Source organism: Mycobacterium sp. NS-7484, from assembly GCF_001953975.1.
Lineage (GTDB): Bacteria > Actinomycetota > Actinomycetes > Mycobacteriales > Mycobacteriaceae > Mycobacterium.
In genome coordinates this window covers 133,913-153,974 of the sequence record NZ_MBEJ01000127.1, presented here as the reverse complement: position 1 = coordinate 153,974, position 20,062 = coordinate 133,913, and the positions used below count along the sequence as shown (strand labels likewise).

Below are 20,062 nucleotides of genomic sequence, written 5' to 3'. Positions count from 1 at the left end.
CATGGCGCTCAAAACCGACATCCGGGGAATGGTCTGGAAATATCCGCACCCCTTCCTGATCGGCCGAGAGCAGATCCGTCAGTACGCCAAGGCCGTCAAGGCCATGGACCCGGCCAGCCACGACGAGGCGGCCGCCGCCGAACTCGGCCATGACGCGCTGGTCGCCCCGCTGACCTTCGCCTCCACGCTGGCGCTGCTGGTGCAGGAACACTTCTTCCAGAACGTGGACGTCGGCATGGAGACCATGCAGATCGTCCAGGTCGACCAGAAGTTCCTGTACCGCAAGCCGCTCAAGGCCGGCGATCAGCTGCACGCGGTCATGACGATCCAGTCCGTCGACGAGCGGTTCGGTGCCGACATCGTCGTCACCCACAACGTCTGCACGAACGACGACGGGGAAGTGGTCCTCGAAGCCTTCACCACGATGATGGGCCATGAAGGCGACGATTCGATCCAGGTCAAGTGGGATCCGGAGACCGGCAAGGTGGTGCGCAAGGCCGCCGGCGAGTGATTGCCGCAGGGGTGTCAGCCGCGCGCACGATTAGTAGATGACACCCACGCCGGGGTACACTCGGCTCTCGGGGTTTTTCCCATTTCAGCGCGCTGTCCGTCGGCTTGACCAGTCGAGCGGGCCGCGCGCGAATTGTGTAAGCCTCGGCGCAGTACGGTGACGACAGCGCCAGCATGTCACCGACAGAGGGGCGTAGCTCAACTGGCAGAGCAGCGGTCTCCAAAACCGCAGGTTGCAGGTTCAAGTCCTGTCGCCCCTGCTTCAAACTGAATACTCGACAGCGTGTGGACACTGGAAGGTGACACACAACCCAGGATGAAAGGCATGCGGTGAGCGACGAGCGCGAAGGTGCCGGCTCCGCAGACGACACTGGAACCGACGCCGGCACCGGCACCGAGGCAACCGGCACCAGCCACGGTCAGACCGCCGTGGTGACCCGGCCGCTGCGCCCGACCGGCAAGCGGAGCCGACGCGGTGCGGTCGCCGAGACCGACAGCGATGAGGCCGTCGAGGACGACACAGCGTCGAGCGATGCCAAGGCCGACTCCGGTAAGGCCAAGAAGACCGCGAAGGCCAAGAAGACCGGGCCGTCGCGTAACCCGATCATGTTCGTTGTCACCTACCTGCGACAGGTCGTGGCCGAGCTCCGCAAGGTGATCTGGCCCAACCGCAAGCAGATGGTCAGCTACACCACCGTGGTGCTGGTCTTCCTGGCGTTCATGGTGGCGCTGATCGCCGGCGCCGACTTCGGCCTGGCGAAGCTGGTGTCGCTGGTGTTCGGCACCTGATCTGGAATTTGAGAGAGGACTGACAACGTGACCACGTTCGACGGCGACGAGACCGTTGCCGACGAGATCGTTGACGTCGACGGCGTCGAGTCGCAGACCGACGATCTGACCGAAGACCAGGAGGCCGCCGGCGCGGCCGACGAGACCGACGAGGCCCCGGCCGAAGAAGCCGCCGACGCGGCGCCTGCCGCCGAGGAAGACGAGGATCCGGCAGTCGCCCTCAAGAAGGAACTGCGCCTCAAGCCCGGCGACTGGTACGTCATCCACTCCTACGCCGGCTACGAGAACAAGGTGAAGGCCAACCTCGAGACCCGCGTGCAGAACCTGGACGTCGGCGACTACATCTTCCAGGTCGAGGTGCCCACCGAAGAGGTCACCGAGATCAAGAACGGCCAGCGCAAGCAGGTCAACCGCAAGGTGCTGCCGGGCTACATCCTGGTGCGCATGGAACTCAACGACGAGTCGTGGGGCGCGGTGCGCAACACCCCGGGCGTCACCGGTTTCGTCGGCGCCACCTCACGTCCGTCGCCGCTGTCGCTGGACGACGTGGTGAAGTTCCTGCTCCCCCAAGGTGCGGCCAAGAAGCCCGCCAAGTCCAGCGCTGCCGCCGCCGCGGCCGGTGCCAGCACCGAAGCCACGCTCGAACGGCCGGAGATCCTGGTCGACTTCGAGGTCGGCGAGTCCGTCACCGTCATGGACGGCCCGTTCGCGACGCTGCCTGCCTCCATCAGCGAGGTCAACGCCGAGCAGCAGAAGCTCAAGGTGCTGGTGTCCATCTTCGGTCGCGAGACACCTGTCGAATTGACCTTCAACCAGGTCTCCAAGATTTAGTCGCCACAGCGGCTAGTAACCGGGCGTTTCGGCGCCCACGGATGAGCAAGTAAGGAACACCACAAGCATGGCCCCGAAGAAGAAGGTCGCCGGGCTCATCAAGCTGCAGATCCAGGCCGGGCAGGCCAACCCCGCCCCGCCGGTCGGTCCTGCACTTGGCCAGCACGGCGTCAACATCATGGAGTTCTGCAAGGCGTACAACGCCGCGACCGAGTCGCAGCGCGGAAACGTCATCCCCGTGGAGATCACCGTCTACGAGGACCGCAGCTTCACGTTCGCACTGAAGACCCCGCCCGCCGCCAAGCTGCTGCTCAAGGCAGCCGGTGTGCAGAAGGGTTCGGGCGAGCCGCACAAGACCAAGGTCGCCAAGGTGACCTGGGACCAGGTGCGCGAGATCGCCGAGACCAAGAAGGCCGATCTCAACGCCAACGATGTCGACGCTGCGTCGAAGATCATCGCCGGCACCGCCCGGTCCATGGGTATCACGGTCGAATAAGGCACGTGTGGGAGGGCCAGCTTCGGCCCGCCAACCACAACTTCTGTCAAGGAGATTCAATGAGCAAGAACAGCAAGGCATACCGCGAAGCCGCGGAGAAGGTCGACCGGACCAAGCTTTACACCCCGCTTGAGGCGGCGAAGTTGGCCAAGGAGACCTCCTCCAAGAAGCAGGACGCCACCGTCGAGGTCGCCATCCGCCTCGGCGTTGACCCCCGCAAGGCTGACCAGATGGTCCGCGGCACCGTCAACCTGCCCCACGGCACCGGTAAGACCGCCCGCGTCGCCGTGTTCGCCGTCGGTGAGAAGGCCGAGCAGGCGCTGGCCGCCGGTGCCGACGTGGTCGGCAGCGACGACCTCATCGAGAAGATCCAGGGCGGGTTCCTGGACTTCGACGCCGCCATCGCCACCCCGGATCAGATGGCCAAGGTCGGTCGGATCGCCCGCGTGCTGGGCCCGCGCGGTCTGATGCCGAACCCCAAGACCGGCACCGTCACCCCCGATGTCACCAAGGCTGTGGCCGACATCAAGGGCGGCAAGATCAACTTCCGTGTCGACAAGCAGGCCAACCTGCACTTCGTGATCGGCAAGGCGTCCTTCGACGAGGCCAAGCTGGCCGAGAACTACGGCGCCGCGCTCGACGAGGTGCTGCGGGCCAAGCCGTCGTCCTCGAAGGGTCGTTACCTCAAGAAGGTGACCGTCTCCACCACCACCGGTCCGGGTATCCCGGTTGACCCGGCGGTGACCCGGAACTTCACCGAGGCGTAGCTTGCGGAGCCGACCATTCGGCACCGCGGCCTAGTTTTTCCTGCGCGAGCAGACACAAACCTGCCCCTTTTCGGTTGAAAAGGGGCAGGTTTGTGTCTGTTGGGCATCAACAGCCGACGCACTCCGCGAGGCGACGGCGCAGGAATGCCGCCGCGGGTGCGGACACGTTCTCGGCCTCCAGCGCGATCCGGTACCACCGCTGCGCCTCAACGCGTCGGCCGGCTCGCCGGAGAAGATCGGCGCGGATGGAGGCCACCGTGTTCGTCCTGGCCAACCGCGGGTCCGTGCCGGCCTCGTCGAGCGCAGCCAGACCGGCATCGAACCCGTCACGAAACCCGATGGCCAGCGCGCGATTTGCGCGGACCACCGGCGAGTCGGTCAGGGCGAGCAGACGATCATAGGCCAGGCAGATTGTGGCCCAGTCGGTGTGCGGCCAGGCCGGCGCCGTCGCGTGCAGGGCCGCGATCACCGCTTGCGGAAGATATGTTCCGGGTGCGCCTTCTGCGAGCCGCAGCTGTTCCAGACCCCGCGCGATACGGCCACGGTCCCAACGGTCACGGTCCTGCTCATCGAGCGGCACCAGGGCGCCGGTGGCGTCGACCCGGGTCCTCCGACGCGAATCATGCAGCAGCACAAGGGCGGCGAGCGCATGTGCGTCGCGGTTGTCCGGCATCAGATCGCACAGTTCATGTGCGAGCCGTACACCTTCGTCGCACAGTTCATCGCGGATCGCCGATGGACCGCCCGTCGACCAGTAGCCCTCGGTGAACACCGAATACACACAGCCGAGGACATGCGGGGTGCGCTCACCCAGCAGCTCTGGCGGCGGAACCCGCAACGGGATGTTGGCTTGTCGAATCTTGTTCTTGGCACGGGTGATTCGCTGACCGACGGCCGCTTCGCTCTGTAACAGGGCACGAGCTATCTCGGTGACGGTCAGCCCGGAGATCAGCCGGAGGGTGAGCGCCAGTTGCGAGCTGCGGTCCAATGCCGGATGCGCGCAGGTGAACATCATCCGCAGTTCGTCGTCGCGCACGGGATGCAACTCGATCTCCTCTGACGTCCCGACCCGTTCGTACGCGGCGGCGAATTCCTTTCCGGCGCGCGCAGATTCACGTCGCAGCCGGTCCAGCGCCCGATTACGCGCCACGGTGGTCAGCCACGCCCCGGGATTGGTCGGGACTCCCTGGTCCGGCCATACCCGGATGGCCTGTGCGCAGGCCTCTTGGACGGCATCCTCGGCCACCGTGAGATCGTCCGACCAACGAGCGATGACGGCTACCGCCGGACCCCACTCGCGCCGAAAGATGCCGTCCAGTCGGGTCATCGGCGATTACAGACCGGCCAGCCCCGACAACCGCCGAACCTCGACGGCCGACGCCGGAATCATCGACGCCAGCTTGACCGCTTCGTCACGATCGGCGGCCCGCAACACATAGAAGCCGTTGGCCACTTCGGCGCCTTCGGCATACGGGCCGTCGGTGATCATCACCTTGCCCTCACGTACGCGCACGGTGGTCGCCGTCGACGGCGGATGCAACGGCGCACCGGCCAGCGTCTGATCGCCGATGGTCTTGGCGAGTTCGACGTGCTGGGCCGCCTGGGCGTTCCATTCGTCGGTGCCGGGAGTGTTCACCAGCTCCGGCGGTTCCAGCAGCAGTGCCAGCCAATCGTTTCCGAGCGGCTGCTCGGGTGCCTGCCAGTGGACGATGGGCCACACCTCGACCGCGCCGAATTGGGCGACCGGGATGTCCCGCGCCAGAGCCAGCACCTCGTCGAGGTTGTCGGCCTCGAAGACGTAGTAGCCGCAAGCCACCTCGGCGCCCTCGGCGAACGGACCGTCGGTGACCACGGGCGCGTCGGGCCCGCCGCTGATCCGCGTGGCGGCAGCGGCCTTGTCCAGCGCGTCACCGGCCCGTATCGCCGACCGGGCCTTGGCGTGAAATGCCTCGAAGGCGGCCATTCCCTCAGCCCGCTGCTCCGCGGTGAGCTCCACGTCCGGGCTGATCAATAAAGCGAAGTACAGCATCGTCGTCCTCCGGTGGGCAGTGAGCAGAACCGTCTGTTCCACTCTCTACCCAACCGACGAGCGGCGTCGGCGAGATCCGACAGCGTGCCGAGAAAAGTTTCGGCGACTACTTCTGCAGCGTGAACTGGTGCACGCTGATGTGGCCCGAAGCGAAGTACTTCTGGCAGCCGTTTAGGTACTTGTCGTAGCGGTCGTAGATTTCCTGGCTCTGAATCGCGATCGCCTCGTCCTTGTGCGCCTCGAGGGCGTCGGCCCAGTACTTGAGCGTCCGGACGTAATGCGGGCCGATCTCCTGCAGCTGCGTGAGCTTGAAGCCGGCTTCGAGCGCCTTTTCTTTCTCCATCTCGACCGAGGGCAACCGGCCGCCGGGGAAGATCTCGGTCATGATGAACCGGGCGAACCGAGCGTCTTCGAACGTCATGTGCAGGCCCAGCTTCTGGCCCTGACGGAGGTCGAATCCGGTGATGTTGTGCAGCAGCATGACGCCGTCGTCGGGCAGCGCGTTGTAGGCGGTCTCGAAAAACGCCGGATACCGCTCGAATCCGAAATGCTCGAAGGCACCGATCGACACGATGCGGTCGACTTTGTCGGTGAACTCCTCCCAGCCCTGCAGCCGCACCTCGATATTGCGGTTGGTGGGCACCTGGGAGAGCTTTTCGATGGCGTATTCCCGCTGCTCGCCGCTGAGGGTCAGACCGATGACGTTGACGTCGTATTTCTCGATCGCCCGGGCCATGCAGGCGCCCCAGCCGCAGCCGATGTCCAGCAGGGTCATGCCGGGCTCCAGGCCGAGCTTGCCCAGTGCCAGGTCGAACTTGGCGATCTGCGCCTCGGCGCCCGTCATGTCCTCACGTTCGTAATAGCCGCACGTGTAGCCCATTGTGGGACCCAGGAACAGTTCGTAGAATTCGTTTGAAATGTCGTAGATCGACTGCAGTTCTTCATATTTGGGTGTCAACTTCGACATATTCGAATTGCTCCAAGCGTTAGAGTTCTCCCCGCCGAGTCGTCAGCCTACAACAGGTGACTATCAGCGCGGCCTGACAAGTGTCAAAGTGTCGCGTCGGCAAATTCGGTGGCTGACGCGGTCAATGGGCTGGCCAGCGGTTCCCGCCGAAATTCACCGCAGACTGCTGCGGTAGCGAAGCCCGACGACACGGTTACTTCTGCAGGGTGAACTGGTTGACGTCGGTGTATCCGACCCGGAAGAGGTTTGCGCAACCAGTGAGATACCGCATGTAGCGGTCATAGACCTCTTGAGACTGAATCTCGACCGCCTCGTCGTGGTGAGCCTCCAGGTTCGCCGCCCAGATGTCGAGGGTGCGCGCGTAATGCGGCTGCAGCGGCTGCCGGCGCGTCAACGTGAACGAGGCCCGGCCGGCGTGCTCCTCGACCATCTCGACCGAAGGCAACCGACCGCCCGGGAAGATCTCGGTGAGGATGAACTTGATGAACTTCGCCAGTTCGAAGGTCAGCGGGATGCCCCGCTCCTTCGCGTAGCGCGGGTGCATCGCGGTGATGGTGTGCAGCAGCATCACCCCGTCGTCGGGCAACACGCGGTAGGCGAAACGGAAGAAATCGTCATAGCGGTCGGGCCCGAAATGCTCGAATGCCCCGATCGAGACGATCCGGTCCACCGGCTCGTCGAACTCTTCCCAACCCGCCAGCAGTACCCGCTTGCTGCGCGTGCTGCCGGAGTTGTCGAAGCGCTGCTGCACGTGGTCGGCCTGGTTGCGGCTGAGCGTCAGCCCGACGACGTTGACGTCATAGCGCTCGAGCGCGCGCATCATCGTCCCGCCCCAGCCGCATCCCACGTCGAGCAGGGTCATCCCGGGCTGCAACCCCAGTTTGCCCAGCGCCAGGTCGATCTTGGCGAGCTGGGCTTCTTCGAGCGTCATGTCGTCACGTTCGAAGTACGCGCAGCTGTAGGTCCGCGTCGGATCCAGGAACAGGGCGAAGAAATCGTCGGACAGGTCGTAATGAGCCTGTACGTCGTCGAAATGGGGCTTGAGCTTGACCGGATGTTTGGCCACAGAGGCACCTCTTGGGGGGGCAGAAACCGACCGGGCGGAGCCGCACCAAGCCACGTCTTGACCTAGCCGCCCCCCCAGACTGCTGCAGCCACTGTAGAGCGACATCGGCCAGCTACCGAGCGTTTTGTGCCCAGCAAATCATCGAGGGCCCAATTAACGTTGCGTACGCGAAAACCTAGCCGGCGTTGGCGAAGTTTGTCTTGAGCTCCCCGACAACCTCGTCCCACACCGGTTCGGGCAGCTCGTGTCCCATCCCGTCGATCAGCACCAGGCGGGCGCCGGCGATCGCCCGGGCCACCGCACGTCCGCCGTGCGGACGCATCAGCCGATCCGCGCGACCGTGGATCACCACGGTGGGGGCGGTGATCAACTTGTCGTGGTGGCGCAGGCTGCCGCTGCCGAGGATGGCATCGAAATGCCGGGCGATCCCGGCCGGGTAGTAGGCCCGGTCGTACAGTTCGGCGGCCTGGGCGCGGATCTCTTCTTCCGGGGTGGGATAGGCCGGGCTGCCGTTGAGCCGGCTGATCCGAACAGAGTTGTCGATGATGGCTTCCCGCGACGAGCCCGCGGGCGGTCCGGTGATGATCGACAGCAGTTGCCGCACGCCCGGCGGAGGCAACAACGGCTGGTTGTTGCTGGAGAAGATCACCGCCAGCGACCTGGTGCGCTGGGCGTGCCGGGCGGCGAACACCTGGGCGATCATCCCGCCCATCGAACCGCCCACGATGTGCGCGTCGTCGACGCCGAGGTGATCGAGCAGCGCAGCGGCATCGTCGGCGACGTCTTCGAGCGTGTAGACCGCCGGGCTGCGCAGGCCGAGGAACGACCGGGCCATCCGCAGCGCCAGCGGGGTGTCGACGCGCTTGCCGGACAGCTTGGTGGACAGGCCCACGTCACGGTTGTCGTACCGGATGACCCGCAACCCCTGATTGACCAGCATTTCGCAGAACCCGGTGCGCCACAACAACATCTGCGCACCCAGGCCCATGATCAGCAGCACGGCCGGATCGTTGGGGTCGCCCATGTCCTCGTAGTAGAGATCGACATCGCCGGGATTGGCGCCCGACTTGGCGTAGCCGCTGCGCACCTTCATGCCGGCCACTCAGTCCTCGATCCCCTGGGCTGAATTCTCCTCGCGCAAGCGCTCGTCGGCTGAATCCTTGTGATCCCGGCTGATGTCCACCATGAAGTTCGCGAAGTAGCCGGTGAGCTGAGGATCGTTCATCATCTGCCACTTCGGTGCCAACAGCTTCATGTAGCGCTCGACATAGAGGAACTGCTTACCGATCAGCACCAGCTCGCGGGGCAGCTTGACGTCGTAGGCGTCGGCCAGCGCGGAGAGCTGCTTGCCGATTTCGGCGTACGACATATCGCCCAGCGACTTCATGGTCAGGGGAGTGGCAAACGCCTCCAGATCCTTGGCGGCTTGCCCCTCGGGTTTCACCGTCCCCACGGCCCCCATCAGCACCACGATCTTGCCTGCCGCGGCATGGTCCTTCTTGACCAGCAGGGCGTACACCAGCTCCCGCAGCAGCCAGCGCGTGCGCGGGTCGATGCGGCCCATGATGCCGAAGTCGAAGAACACGACCTTGCCGTCGTCGTCGACGTACAAATTGCCCGCGTGCAGGTCGCCGTGGAACAGGCCGTGCTTGAGGCCGCCCTCGAACACGCTGAACAACAGGGCCTTCACCAGCTCGGTGCCGTCAAAGCCCTTCTTGCGGATCGCGGCGACATCGTCGATACGTACCCCGGTGACCCGCTCCATGGTCAGCACGCGCTGGCTGGTCAGATCCCAGTACACCTGCGGCACCCGGATGTTCTCGCCCAGCGGTGAGGCGTGCATGTGCGACACCCACGCGTCCATCGACTGGGCCTCCAGCCGGAAGTCCAGCTCCTCGGCCAGGTTGTCGGCGAAATCGGCGACCACGTCCTGGGCCGAGAGCCGCCGGCCCAGCTTGGCCAACTCGACCAGTTGGGCGCCGCGCTTGAGGATCTGCAGGTCCGCAGCGACCCGGCGGCGGATACCCGGGCGCTGGATCTTGACCACGACCTCTTCGCCGCTGTGCAACGTGGCGTAGTGCACCTGCGCGATCGAGGCCGACGCGAAGGGCTTCTCGTCGAAGCTCTTGAACAGGTTCGAGGGCTCGTCGCCGAGCTCCTCTTTGAAAAGCTGGTGTACAGCTTCCGCATTCGCCGGGGGCACCCGGTCGAGCAGGCCGCGGAATTCACGGCTCAGCGGTTCACCGAAGGCGCCGGGGCTGGAGGCGATGATCTGGCCGAACTTGACGTAGGTGGGGCCCAGGTCGGAGAAGGTCTGCGGCACCTGCTTGATGATCTTCTGCTGCAGGGATCCGCGGCCGAACATGTTGGCGGCGACGCGGGCCCCGGTCCGGGTGATCTGCCAACCCGTGGCACCGATGCGGGCGGCCTCCACCGGCAAGGGCACCCGGCTCAACCTGGCGACCTCACGGTGCTTGGTTTTCGGCGGCGTAGTGCTCATAGCTGCAGTGTCTCAAAGCCCGCGGTCGCGCGAAAAATATCTGTGCCGTGCGTCACACCGATGCAAAGTCGTGTTCGATCTCTTCACGGCTGAGAACCGGGTCGCTGCCGCGCACGTAGGTCGGCTCGGTGTGGGGCACGGTGGTGCCATGTGCGACGCGCTTCTGCGCCTGCCGGAACTCGAGCGTGGCGCCGGCCGCGGTGTGCAGACCATTGATGATCGACCACACGAGCGCGCGCCGCGCCGCCCGCTCGATCGGGTTCGGATCGGTGTGCCCGATCAGCTGCTTGGCCCACTTCGGCATGGTGTCGCGGATGGCCCAGTCCACTGCGCTCTGCGGCATCGGCAGATTGGGTCCGGTGGCCATCGCCGCGCCGTGGGTGAGCGCCAGCTTGGGTAGGTAGGACTCCAGGCACTCCAGTGTCTCGGCCTTGGTGGCCGGCAGGTCGGTGCCGCCCAGGGCGTGGCCCACCCGGATGAACTCACCGTAATAGCGGTCAAGTTTCTTGCCGCGCAACGGGTTCGGATGATAGATCTCGTGCGCGGTGGCCAGCCCCCACACCACGGTGGCGTAGTTCCAGCGCAGCCAGTCCGGATCGTCGGCGTCGTAGGCCGCGCCGTCGGGACGGGTGCCCTTGATGGTGTGGTGCATGGAGCGGACCGTCTTGGAGACTCGTTCGGCGGTCTCGGTGTTGCCGTAGGCGGTGCCGATGAAGAACGCGATGGAGTGGCCGAGGCGTACCGCCGCACCCTGCGGGTCGATCTGCGGTACGGCGATACCGGTCTCGGGATCGCGCTTGACCAATCGCGAATGGTGCATGCCCATCCAGTAGATGGAGGGATCGAGCCGTTCCATGTACGCCGCGCACTGCAGGCCGAAGATGAGCGCCTCGGTGTGGGAATGCACATGCCAGACCGCGCTGCCGGGGCCGAACCAACCGGGATCGCCGGCCGGCCCGGCGAACTCCATGCCTCGGAAGTAGTGCTGACGAACGTCCTTGTCGAACTTCCGCTGCAGCATCTGCTCGAGGATCTGGTGTGGCATGTCCACCGCGCGCCCCTTTCTGGTTACGTCTGTAGCCAGAATACATTTTGGGTACAGGTGTGACCAGACTTAAGCTGTGGCAATGCCAGAAGCGTCCAGCCCGACGCGATGGGCCGGCGTGCCGCTGACCGACCGCCGTGCCGAACGCCGTGCGCTGCTGATCGACGCGGCGTTTCGGCTGTTCGGCGACGGCGGCGAGGCCGCGCTCTCGGTGCGCTCGGTCTGCCGCGAATGCGGGCTGAACACCCGGTATTTCTACGAGAGCTTCGCCGACACCGACGACCTCTTGGGCGCGGTCTACGACGAGGTCAGCGCGGACCTGGCCACCGACGTCGAGGCCGCGATGGTCGGGGCTGGCGACTCCGTACGGGCCCGGACCCGCGCCGGGATCGCCGCCGTGCTGGGTTTCAGCTCGGCCGACTCACGCCGGGGACGGGTGCTGTTCACCGACGCCCGGGCCAACCCCGTGCTGGCCTCACGCCGGGCCGCCACCCAGGACCTGCTGCGCGAGGCCGTGTTGTCCGAAGGTGGCCGGCTCAGCCCGAACTCCGACCCGGTGGCCGCGCAGGTGGGCGCGGCCATGTACACCGGGGCGATGGCCGAGCTGGCCCAGCAATGGTTGACCGGCAACCTCGGTGACGATCTGGAGGTTGTGGTGGACCATGCGCTGCGGCTGGTGTTGGGCCGTTAGGCAGGCGGCGGTGCCGCCAGTTAGGTAGAAGCCGGCCGCCAGCGCTTGATCCATTCGGTCTCCGGCCACTGCTCCTCGGCCGCCAACAGCTCGTACATCGTTGCGCGGTCGACGGATTCGCGGATGATGTCGGCATGCCCGGCGTGCCGGCTGAGTTCCTCGATCAGATGCATGGCCACCCACCGCACCGACCAGGAGTCGACGTCTTGGGGAAACCATGGCACATCGTGGGGGACCGGGACGGCGGTGTCGAGATCGCGCTCGGCGAAAGCCCGCAGCGTCTCGGCGTTCTGGGCCTTGAACGCCTCAAGCAGGCCGGCCAGGGTCTCGTCCTCGCGCATCACGTGCATGTCGGCGTACTCGGCTGCCTGTTCCTCGAACGGCCGGGGATCGGCCGGCGGGAACTGCGGTCCGTGTTCGACCCGGGCGGCCCAGCTCTTCTGCACGGCGGTGACGTGTTTGATCAGGCCGCCGACCGACAGCGCGCTGACCGACGGGGTGGACCGGGCCTGCTCGTCGGTCAGCCCGTGGGCCACGGCGAAAAAGGCGTTCTGCTGGAAGGCGAGGAACTCGATCAGCGTGTGGCGCTCGTCGGCGGCGGGTGGCGGCATTCCTGGCATGTTCAGTTCTCCTCGGTGGTGTTGGTGTGTGCGTAAAGGTCACGGATGCAGGCGATTTCTGCACCGTGATGGATGACTTCGCGGTTGATGTGCAGAATCAGCGTGGCCATCGGTTCGTTGCCGTAGGGCCCCTCGGCCGGCCCGCACGGACGGTTCAGGTCATCCTCGTCGAGCCCGCGGACCCCGTCGATCCAATGTCGATAGGTGTCATCGAGTTGGGTCAGCGCGGTGGTCGCGTCGGTGGCGTACGGCCATGACCCGTAATCGGCGGGCGGGCCGCCGAAATGGGAGTGGTTGCGCATCGCGAACACGCCGACGATCACATGCGCCAGCCGCCAGGCGATGGTGGTGAACGGTTCCGGTTGCGGCGCCGGATAACGGAAATCGATGGCGCCGTCGGGATGCACCGTCCAGCAGTTCGGTACCGGTTGCCAGAAATACTCCTCGTCGGTCAGGCCGTCCAGGCGGCCGCGGAGTTGATGCGTCCAGTGGAAGTCCAGTTGCTCGGCCAGCAGGTTGGTCCACATACGGATACCGTCTCACGCCTATAGGACAGTTTCGGTCCTAAAAGTGCGCGACACTGTGGCCATGTCGGAAACCACCGGCCGCGTGCTGCACCTTCTCGGGCTGTTGCAATCGCGTCGGGCCTGGACAAGTCAGGAATTGGCCGAACGTCTCGGCGTCACCACCCGCAGCGTCCGTCGGGATATCGAGCGATTGCGTGAGCTGGGCTATCCGGTGCACGCCAGCAAGGGCCACGGCGGCGGCTACCAACTGGGTGCGGGAGCGGCACTGCCGCCGCTGCTGCTCGACTCCGACGAAGCCGTTGCCATGGCCGTCTGTCTGCGGCTGGCCGCCGGCGGCAGCGTCGCGGGCGTCGGGGAATCCGCCCTGCGGGCCCTGTCCAAACTCGACCAGGTCATGCCGGCCCGATTGCGCTCGCAGGTCGCTGCGGTGCACGACGCCACCGTGACCTTGGCGCCCAACTCGTCGGACCGGCCGGTGGAACCGGATGTGCTGATGACGCTGGCCCGGGCCTGCCGCGACCATGAACACGTCAGCCTCGACTACACCGACATCCGGGGTAATCAGACGCAGCGCCGACTGGAGCCCTACCAACTGGTGACCACCGGGCGGCGGTGGTACCTGATGGCCCATGACCGCGACCGCGTGGACTGGCGCACCCTGCGGCTGGACCGGATGTCGTCGGTGACAGCCCGCGGCAGTATCTTTACTCCGCGCGAAGCCCCGGACGCGGCCGACTACGTACGGCGGGCGATCAGTTCCTCGCCCTACCGCTACGTCGCTCGGGTGCGCTACTTTGCGCCCCATGACGTTGTGTCACAACAGTTTCCTCCGGCGTCGGTCACGGTCGAACCCGACGGACCCGATGCCTGCATCGTCACCGCCGGAGCCGACGACCCCGAACGTATGGTGTTGTACTTCGCCACCGTGGGGCACGACTTCGAGGTGCTCGAACCGCCCGAGGTGATCGAGGCGGTGCGCACCGTCGCGACCCGGTTGCACCGCGCGTCCCCTCGCGAGCAGACGTAAACCCGTACAAATTCCGCCGAAGTTGTGCGGGTTTGCGTCTGTTCGGCGGGAGAAATCAGGTGATGCCGAGCCGGTCGATGAGCATCAGGAACGCTGCGGCGAAATCGTTGTCGGCCGTCGCGATCCGCACCGCATCCCAGTCCACCTGTTCGCGCACCGCGCGGGCGGCCGGCAGCAGCGCCGCGAAATCGCAATGGTGCTCATTGAGCGACCGGAGTTTCTCCGACACCACCACCGTCGGTGGCAACACCGGCATCCGGATCGCCAGCACGTCGAGCACCTCGGCCGAACCGAGCAGTTCGGGGCCCACCGACTTCCCGTTGAGTTGGTAGAGCACGTCGACGAGGACGTCGTCGTCGGGATAGGCCTTGAACAACCAATCTTCAGGCACGTGCACGATCTGAAATCCGGCCTTGCGGAGCGTCACCTCGGCGGCCTCGGCGTCGGTTTCGGACACGACGAAATCGACGTCGTGCACCGGCTCGGGTGCGCCGTAAGCCCACAACGCATAGCTACCGGCCAGCGCGAAGTCGGGTCCGTGCGTCTTGAATGCCGAGGCCGCGCGTTTGAGCGCGTCACGCAGGTCATCGTTGCGGTCGAGCACGGTGCCATCCCGGGGTCTCGGGCATCGTCATGGTGGTCGGATGCAGTTGTGGGTATGGAGTACCCATGCGGCTGGCAACTTTCAACATTCTGCACGGACGAAGCGTTCACGACGGCGACGTCGACCTGAGCCGATTGGCCGACGCGGTGGCCGAACTCGACGCCGACATCCTGGCGTTGCAGGAAGTCGACTGTGATCAGCCCCGTTCGGGAAAGGCCGACCTGACCGCCGTGGCGGCCGAGGCGATGAACGCCGTGAACCACCGGTTCGTCGCCGCGATCTCCGGAACACCCGGTGCCACCTGGATGGCCGCCACCGGCAGCGAACAGCCCGGAACCGCCGCCTACGGTATCGCCCTGCTGTCGCGGTATCCGGTGGAGAACTGGCAGGTGGTACGGCTGCCGCGCATTCCGTTCCGATTCCCGATGTACGTCTCGGGAATCCAGCAGTTCCGGATCATCCACGAGGAACCGCGGGCGGCAGTGGTTGCCCGTGTCGACACCCCGCTGGGCCCGATGACGGTAGCCAACACCCACCTGTCGTTCGTCCCGAACTGGAACCGGGTGCAACTGCGCCACCTGGTGCGGGATCTGCGGGGTTTCCCTGGTCCGCGCCTGCTCATGGGGGACCTCAACATGGGACCGGGCCGGCCGGCCCGCTGGCATCCGCTCGGCAGCGCACCGACATTCCCGGCCGATGAGCCCACGACGCAACTCGACCACATCCTCACCGACGATCCGAGCCTGACCGCCGGGGACTGCACCGCACCGCGTCTGGCGATCTCGGATCACCGGGCGTTGGTTGTCGACATCCCGGTGTCCGCCAAGCCGTAGGGTTTTCCGATGCACGTCACGTCAGTGGAGACGACGGAGCTGTTTGCCGGGCCCGACGACGCGCCTCGGCAGCTGGTCCGGGTGCGCTACGCGGGTTGCACGGCGCCGACGCCGGTGCGGATCAGCGGCGACGGACTGTCCGGAGAGGCGGTCGCGGCGCCCGGGGAAGGCATCGTCGAGGTCCCGGTCGATGTCGAACGCGGCGTGCCGGGGCAGGTCCGGCAGGCCCGGGTGAACACGACCGACTTCGAATTCACCGTCGCCGAGCCCGGCTGGACCATGTACATGATCAGCCACTTCCACTACGACCCGGTCTGGTGGAACACCCAGGCCGCCTACACGAGCGTATGGACCGAAGACCCGCCCGGCCAGTGCCGGCAGACCAACGGATTCGACCTGGTCCACGCCCACCTGGAAATGGCCCGTCGCGAACCGGAATACAAGTTCGTGCTCGCCGAGGTGGACTACCTCAAGCCCTACTGGGACGCCCGCCCGGAGGACCGGGCCGACCTTCGCCGGTTCATCGCCGAGGGGCGCGTCGAGATCATGGGCGGCACCTACAACGAGCCCAACACCAACCTCACCAGTCCCGAGACTGCCATCCGGAACTTCGTGCACGGCATGGGTTTTCAGCGCGATGTACTGGGTGCCAAGCCGGCCACCGCGTGGCAACTCGACGTGTTCGGGCATGATCCGCAGTTTCCCGGGATGGCCGCCGACGCCGGGCTGACCTCCAGTTCTTGGGCGCGCGGGCCACATCATCAGTGGGGGCCGATGCAACATGACGGTGACCCCGAGCGGATGCAGTTCGCCAGCGAGTTCGAGTGGATTGCCCCGTCGGGCCGCGGATTGTTGACCCACTACATGCCCGCGCACTACTCGGCCGGATGGTGGATGGACTCCGCCGCCTGTCTGGCCGACGCGGAGGGGTCCACGTACGCGCTGTTCGCCAAACTCAAACGAGTTGCGTTGACCCGCAACGTGTTGTTGCCCGTCGGCACCGACTACACGCCGCCCAACAAGTGGGTCACCCAGATCCACCGGGACTGGAACGCGCGATACGCCTGGCCCAAGTTCGTGTGTGCGCTGCCATCGGAGTTCTTCGCGGCGGTGCGGGAGGAGGCCGCGTGCCGGGGCATCACGCCCTCGCCGCAGACCCGCGACATGAACCCGATCTACACCGGCAAAGACGTCTCCTACATCGACACCAAGCAGGCCAACCGGGCCGCCGAGGACGCGGTGCTCGACGCGGAGAAATTCGCCGTGTTCGCCGGGCTGCTCGGCGGCGCCGACTATCCGCAGGCGGCACTGGCCAAGGCCTGGGTGCAACTGGCCTACGGCGCCCACCACGACGCCATCACCGGCTCGGAGTCCGATCAGGTGTATCTCGACCTGCTGACGGGCTGGCGGGACGCCTGGGAATTGGGCGTCACGGCGCGCGACAATTCACTGCGCCTGCTCTCCGAAGTGGTCGACGGTTCCGTGGTGGTGTGGAACACGCTGGCGCACAACCGGTCCGACATCGTCACCGTGCACCTGGAGCAACCCTTCCCCGGCAAGCTCCTCGACAGCGACGGCGATGAGGTGCCCGTTCTGGTCGAGCATGATGGGGCGACGGTGAGCTGGTTGGCCCGTGATGTTCCCTCACTGGGGTGGCGGTCCTACCGGTTCGCCGCCGGGACGGCGCACGGCTGGCAGCCGATGGCGGGCGATCTGATCGCCAACGAGCGCTACCGGTTACGCGTCGACGCGGCCCGCGGCGGCGGGGTGTGCTCGCTCGCCGACGACGGAACAGAACTCATCTCCGACGGTGGCGTCGGCAACGAACTGGCCGTGTACGAGGAGTATCCGGCCCACCCGGAGGCCGGCGAGGGCCCCTGGCACCTGTTGCCCACCGGGGGCGTGCAATGCTCGTCGGCCTTCCCGGCCGAGTCCGTGCAGTGCTACCGCAGTGCACTGGGGCAACGGGTGATCGTGCGTGGCCGGATCGGAGATCTGTTGCGCTACACCCAGATCCTCACGCTCTGGGACGGCGTGGACCGGGTCGACTGCCGCACCACGATCGACGAGTTCACCGGAGCCGACCGACTGGTACGCCTGCGCTGGCCGTGCCCGGTGCCCGGGGCGCTGCCGGTCAGTGAGGTCGGCGACGCGGTGATCGGGCGCGGGTTCGGGTTGATGCACGCACACGGCGCCGACACTGCCGTCGACGCGGCACAGCATCCCTGGACGCTGGACAATCCGGCCTACGGCTGGTTCGGACTGTCCTCGGCCGTGCGGATACGCATCGGCTCGGATGTCCGCGCCGTATCAGTGGCAGAGGTGATCGCCCCCGACGCCGAGGGAGTGGACCCGCGGAACCTGATGGTGGCCCTGGTGCGGGCCGGGGTGACCGCGACGTGCAGTGCCGCCGACAAACCCCGCTACGGTGACCTCAGCGTGGACTCGAACCTGCCCGATGCCCGCTTCTCGCTCGGCGGTCCGGACGAAAACCCGTTCACTGCCGCAGTTCTCGCAGAAGCCGATGTGTCCTACGCCGATGAGGTCAAACGGCAGCTCGAGGAGACCGGCTCAGCGCGAGTGTGGGTGCCCGCCGCGGCGGCCCTGACCGACCACTGGGTGCCCGGTGCTGATCTGCGCGGTGTGCGCGCGTTGCCGGTGCTGATCCTGGCCGGCGACCTCGACGCGGCCGTGGACGAGTTGGCCGACGCAGAGATCGCCGTCACCCAGCAGGCGCCGTCGGCGGTCGAATCGTTCGACGACCGCACGGTCGCCCTGCTCAACCGCGGAGTGCCGAGCTTCGCCGTCGAGCCCGACGGCACACTGCACACGTCGCTCATGCGGTCCTGTACGGGCTGGCCGTCGGGCACGTGGATCGACCCGCCGCGGCGCACTGCGCCGGACGGCTCCAACTTCCAATTGCAGCATTGGACACACACATTCGACTACGCCCTGGTCACCGGTATCGGGGATTGGCGCACGGTCGGAGTGGCATCGAGCGCCGCGGAATTCAGCCGGCCGCTGCAGCCGGTGGTCGTGCAATCCGAGGAGGTCGGCGGGCTGCCGCCCTGGGGCTCACTGCTGGAGATCGAGCCGGCCGGCGTCGTGCAACTCGGTGCGCTCAAAGCCACCGGTAATCCGCTGGCGTCGGGCAGTGCGCGCAGCGCCGACCCGGCCGCGGGGGTAACTGCCCGGTTGATCGAGATCACCGGCAAGGCCACCGAAGTGACCCTGCGCTCCGGACTGCGCACCGTGTCCACCGCGGTGAACCTGAACCTGCTGGAAGAGCCTGTGCCCGACCAGCCTGACCGGTTGAGCCTGCACGGCTACCAGATCGCCACGATATCGACGGAATTGAACCTGCCGCAGGTGCTGCGGCGCGAGCACCAGCAGCTGGCTCCCGAAGCCGAGACGGCGCAGCCGCTCTACGCCCGGTACTGGTTGCACAACCGCGGCCCCGCCCCGTTGGGTGGCCTGCCGGCCGTCGCCTACCTGCATCCTGACGGCGTCACCGCGCAAGCCGGCACCGATGTGACGCTGCGACTGACGGCGGCCAGCGACTGCACCGACGCCGCCCTGCACGGCCAGATCCGGCTACACGCGCCGGCAGGATGGGCGGTGCAGCCCACCGAACTGCCCTACCTGCTGCCGCCCGGTGAGCATCTGGAAACCGATGTGCTGCTGCGCGTCCCGGCCACTGTCGAACCAGGGCTGTACCCGCTGCGCGCCGAACTCTCGGTGACCGGCAGCGGTGCGGAGGCCTTGCCGCAGTCCTGGCGCCAGGTGGTCGAGGACGTCTGCATCGTCACCGTCGGCGAACCGGGCCACCACGTGCTCACCCTCGTCTCCGAGCCGCAACCGGTCGACGTCCAGGCCGGCGAGACCGCGCAGCTGTCGGTCACCGTCGGCACCGACGCGCACAGCAGCCTGTCCGCCGAGGCCCATGTGATCAGCCCGTGGGGCACCTGGGAATGGATCGGACCGGCCGCGGTGGGCACGGAGATCCCCGCGGCCGGTACCGCCGAGATCGTGTTCGACGTCGCACCGCCACCGTGGCTGGAGCCGGGGCAATGGTGGGCACTGGTCCGGGTGGGATGTGCCGGACGGCTGGTCTATTCGTCGGCGGTCACGGTGACGGTGCGATGAACACGGCGTGGGCGGCCCAGGTGGCTGGAAAGCCGGTGTGGGTCAAGGAGATCGACGATCGGGAAACCGCGGTGCGGGCCGGTAACCGGGCGGCAGCGCTGCCGCGGGCGGGCACCAGCGAGGGGCGTCAACTGCGCCGCTGGCTCACACAGCTGGTGACCGCCGAACGGGTGGTGGCCGAGGAGGCGGCAGTGCGCGGCCTGACTGCCGATGGTGCCCCGGCGCTGGAGGCGGTGCTGCCCGACACGTCCGCCCGGTTGCAGATCGGCAGCGTCGCCGCGGCGGTGCTGGCGGACCCCCTGGCCCGTGCGGTCTTCACTGAAGTGACTGCGGCAGTGCGGGTTTCGGAGTCGCAGGTGGCGGCGTATCACGCCCGGAATCCACTGCGCTTCGCTATCGCGGGGCGCGGGCCGAACGGCTGGCACACTGCGCCCGTCGCGCTGGCGCTGGACGCGGTCCGTGACCAGATTTCCTCGCACCTGCGTGCCGCCGTGCGCCGGCAGGCGTTTCGGCAATGGCTCGACGCGCAATGTGCGGCACTGGTGCAACTGGCCCCCGGCTACGAACATCCCGGTGATCCACGCCAGCCCGACAACACGCACAAGCACTGAAGG

The 20,062-nt window shown here is 66.6% G+C and carries 20 protein-coding genes and 1 tRNA gene; 11 read left to right on the top strand and 10 right to left on the bottom strand.

Features of this window, described 5'->3' with window-relative positions; genetic code table 11:
* Window position 1: 1 nt before the first annotated feature.
* The 6 genes from hadC (at window position 2) to rplA (ending at window position 3,393) form a co-directional block, all read left to right on the top strand.
* A complete protein-coding gene (gene hadC / locus A5733_RS23545) occupies window positions 2–511 on the top strand; it encodes a (3R)-hydroxyacyl-ACP dehydratase subunit HadC (RefSeq protein WP_067777236.1) in 510 nt (169 codons plus the stop codon).
* Window positions 512–697: 186 nt separating this feature from the next.
* Window positions 698–770 (top strand) — tRNA-Trp (locus A5733_RS23540).
* Between the two features lie 70 nt (window positions 771–840).
* Complete coding sequence (gene secE, locus A5733_RS23535; RefSeq protein ID WP_067777239.1) at window positions 841–1,299, top strand: preprotein translocase subunit SecE; 459 nt, start codon at window positions 841–843, stop codon at window positions 1,297–1,299.
* A 27-nt stretch (window positions 1,300–1,326) separates the two neighbouring features.
* Window positions 1,327–2,130: a transcription termination/antitermination protein NusG gene (gene nusG, locus A5733_RS23530; RefSeq protein WP_067777242.1), complete on the top strand. Its 804-nt coding sequence runs from the start codon at window positions 1,327–1,329 to the stop codon at window positions 2,128–2,130.
* A 67-nt stretch (window positions 2,131–2,197) separates the two neighbouring features.
* Entirely contained in the window at window positions 2,198–2,626 is a 429-nt protein-coding gene (gene rplK / locus A5733_RS23525) for a 50S ribosomal protein L11 (protein ID WP_067777244.1), read from the top strand.
* A gap of 59 nt (window positions 2,627–2,685) precedes the next feature.
* A complete protein-coding gene (rplA, locus tag A5733_RS23520) occupies window positions 2,686–3,393 on the top strand; it encodes a 50S ribosomal protein L1 (RefSeq protein ID WP_036389122.1) in 708 nt (235 codons plus the stop codon).
* A 106-nt stretch (window positions 3,394–3,499) separates the two neighbouring features.
* Here the strand turns inward: rplA and A5733_RS23515 are convergent, their stop codons facing one another.
* The 7 genes from A5733_RS23515 to A5733_RS23485 form a co-directional block, all read right to left on the bottom strand.
* Window positions 3,500–4,720, bottom strand: a complete 1,221-nt coding sequence (locus A5733_RS23515) for an RNA polymerase sigma factor (protein ID WP_076241842.1) — start codon at window positions 4,718–4,720, stop codon at window positions 3,500–3,502.
* A 6-nt stretch (window positions 4,721–4,726) separates the two neighbouring features.
* On the bottom strand, window positions 4,727–5,422 hold the full coding sequence (locus A5733_RS23510; protein WP_076241841.1) for a YciI family protein: 696 nt from the start codon (window positions 5,420–5,422) through the stop codon (window positions 4,727–4,729).
* Between the two features lie 106 nt (window positions 5,423–5,528).
* Window positions 5,529–6,389: a cyclopropane mycolic acid synthase family methyltransferase gene (locus A5733_RS23505; protein ID WP_067777247.1), complete on the bottom strand. Its 861-nt coding sequence runs from the start codon at window positions 6,387–6,389 to the stop codon at window positions 5,529–5,531.
* Window positions 6,390–6,582: 193 nt separating this feature from the next.
* Entirely contained in the window at window positions 6,583–7,455 is an 873-nt protein-coding gene (locus tag A5733_RS23500) for a cyclopropane mycolic acid synthase family methyltransferase (protein WP_067777249.1), read from the bottom strand.
* Window positions 7,456–7,630: 175 nt separating this feature from the next.
* Window positions 7,631–8,548 carry an alpha/beta fold hydrolase gene (locus A5733_RS23495; protein ID WP_076241888.1) on the bottom strand — a complete coding sequence of 306 codons (918 nt, stop codon included), beginning with the start codon at window positions 8,546–8,548 and terminating at the stop codon, window positions 7,631–7,633.
* 9 nt (window positions 8,549–8,557) lie between these two features.
* Entirely contained in the window at window positions 8,558–9,955 is a 1,398-nt protein-coding gene (locus A5733_RS23490; protein ID WP_067777251.1) for an AarF/ABC1/UbiB kinase family protein, read from the bottom strand.
* A 52-nt stretch (window positions 9,956–10,007) separates the two neighbouring features.
* A complete protein-coding gene (locus tag A5733_RS23485) occupies window positions 10,008–11,006 on the bottom strand; it encodes an oxygenase MpaB family protein (RefSeq protein ID WP_076241840.1) in 999 nt (332 codons plus the stop codon).
* 76 nt (window positions 11,007–11,082) lie between these two features.
* On the opposite strand from A5733_RS23485, the gene A5733_RS23480 reads away from it, so the two are divergent.
* The gene (locus A5733_RS23480) at window positions 11,083–11,691 is read left to right on the top strand and encodes a TetR/AcrR family transcriptional regulator (protein ID WP_076241839.1); all 609 of its coding nucleotides are present in this window, start codon (window positions 11,083–11,085) and stop codon (window positions 11,689–11,691) included.
* A 20-nt stretch (window positions 11,692–11,711) separates the two neighbouring features.
* Here A5733_RS23480 and A5733_RS23475 read toward each other — a convergent pair whose 3' ends face one another.
* Entirely contained in the window at window positions 11,712–12,311 is a 600-nt protein-coding gene (locus A5733_RS23475) for a DinB family protein (protein ID WP_076241838.1), read from the bottom strand.
* A 2-nt stretch (window positions 12,312–12,313) separates the two neighbouring features.
* Window positions 12,314–12,838, bottom strand: coding sequence for a DinB family protein (locus A5733_RS23470; protein ID WP_076241837.1), 525 nt, complete (start codon window positions 12,836–12,838; stop codon window positions 12,314–12,316).
* Between the two features lie 61 nt (window positions 12,839–12,899).
* Here A5733_RS23470 and A5733_RS23465 point away from each other — a divergent pair, with 61 nt between their 5' ends.
* On the top strand, window positions 12,900–13,865 hold the full coding sequence (locus tag A5733_RS23465) for a YafY family protein (protein ID WP_076241887.1): 966 nt from the start codon (window positions 12,900–12,902) through the stop codon (window positions 13,863–13,865).
* Window positions 13,866–13,920: 55 nt separating this feature from the next.
* Here the strand turns inward: A5733_RS23465 and A5733_RS23460 are convergent, their stop codons facing one another.
* Window positions 13,921–14,469: a hypothetical protein gene (locus tag A5733_RS23460; RefSeq protein ID WP_067765413.1), complete on the bottom strand. Its 549-nt coding sequence runs from the start codon at window positions 14,467–14,469 to the stop codon at window positions 13,921–13,923.
* A 65-nt stretch (window positions 14,470–14,534) separates the two neighbouring features.
* On the opposite strand from A5733_RS23460, the gene A5733_RS23455 reads away from it, so the two are divergent.
* The 3 genes from A5733_RS23455 to A5733_RS23445 are packed head-to-tail and all read left to right on the top strand — an operon-like array spanning window position 14,535 to window position 20,059.
* Window positions 14,535–15,302, top strand: a complete 768-nt coding sequence (locus tag A5733_RS23455) for an endonuclease/exonuclease/phosphatase family protein (RefSeq protein WP_076241836.1) — start codon at window positions 14,535–14,537, stop codon at window positions 15,300–15,302.
* A gap of 9 nt (window positions 15,303–15,311) precedes the next feature.
* Window positions 15,312–19,448 carry an NEW3 domain-containing protein gene (locus tag A5733_RS23450; RefSeq protein ID WP_076241835.1) on the top strand — a complete coding sequence of 1,379 codons (4,137 nt, stop codon included), beginning with the start codon at window positions 15,312–15,314 and terminating at the stop codon, window positions 19,446–19,448.
* The gene (locus A5733_RS23445) at window positions 19,445–20,059 is read left to right on the top strand and encodes a malonyl CoA-ACP transacylase (RefSeq protein WP_076241834.1); all 615 of its coding nucleotides are present in this window, start codon (window positions 19,445–19,447) and stop codon (window positions 20,057–20,059) included. The genes A5733_RS23450 and A5733_RS23445 overlap by 4 nt, the downstream gene beginning before the upstream one ends.
* Window positions 20,060–20,062 lie beyond the last annotated feature (3 nt).

Excerpts from the sequence above, each read along its gene's own strand:
- hadC (WP_067777236.1), top strand. The coding sequence starts at position 2 with ATGGCGCTCAAAACCGACATCCGGGGAATGGTCTGGAAATATCCGCAC.
- rplK (WP_067777244.1), top strand. The coding sequence starts at position 2,198 with ATGGCCCCGAAGAAGAAGGTCGCCGGGCTCATCAAGCTGCAGATCCAG.
- rplA (WP_036389122.1), top strand. The coding sequence starts at position 2,686 with ATGAGCAAGAACAGCAAGGCATACCGCGAAGCCGCGGAGAAGGTCGAC.
- A5733_RS23515 (WP_076241842.1), bottom strand. The coding sequence starts at position 4,720 with ATGACCCGACTGGACGGCATCTTTCGGCGCGAGTGGGGTCCGGCGGTA.
- A5733_RS23510 (WP_076241841.1), bottom strand. The coding sequence starts at position 5,422 with ATGCTGTACTTCGCTTTATTGATCAGCCCGGACGTGGAGCTCACCGCG.
- A5733_RS23505 (WP_067777247.1), bottom strand. The coding sequence starts at position 6,389 with ATGTCGAAGTTGACACCCAAATATGAAGAACTGCAGTCGATCTACGAC.
- A5733_RS23495 (WP_076241888.1), bottom strand. The coding sequence starts at position 8,548 with ATGAAGGTGCGCAGCGGCTACGCCAAGTCGGGCGCCAATCCCGGCGAT.
- A5733_RS23490 (WP_067777251.1), bottom strand. The coding sequence starts at position 9,955 with ATGAGCACTACGCCGCCGAAAACCAAGCACCGTGAGGTCGCCAGGTTG.
- A5733_RS23480 (WP_076241839.1), top strand. The coding sequence starts at position 11,083 with ATGCCAGAAGCGTCCAGCCCGACGCGATGGGCCGGCGTGCCGCTGACC.
- A5733_RS23475 (WP_076241838.1), bottom strand. The coding sequence starts at position 12,311 with ATGCCAGGAATGCCGCCACCCGCCGCCGACGAGCGCCACACGCTGATC.
- A5733_RS23470 (WP_076241837.1), bottom strand. The coding sequence starts at position 12,838 with ATGTGGACCAACCTGCTGGCCGAGCAACTGGACTTCCACTGGACGCAT.
- A5733_RS23465 (WP_076241887.1), top strand. The coding sequence starts at position 12,900 with ATGTCGGAAACCACCGGCCGCGTGCTGCACCTTCTCGGGCTGTTGCAA.
- A5733_RS23455 (WP_076241836.1), top strand. The coding sequence starts at position 14,535 with ATGCGGCTGGCAACTTTCAACATTCTGCACGGACGAAGCGTTCACGAC.
- A5733_RS23450 (WP_076241835.1), top strand. The coding sequence starts at position 15,312 with ATGCACGTCACGTCAGTGGAGACGACGGAGCTGTTTGCCGGGCCCGAC.
- A5733_RS23445 (WP_076241834.1), top strand. The coding sequence starts at position 19,445 with ATGAACACGGCGTGGGCGGCCCAGGTGGCTGGAAAGCCGGTGTGGGTC.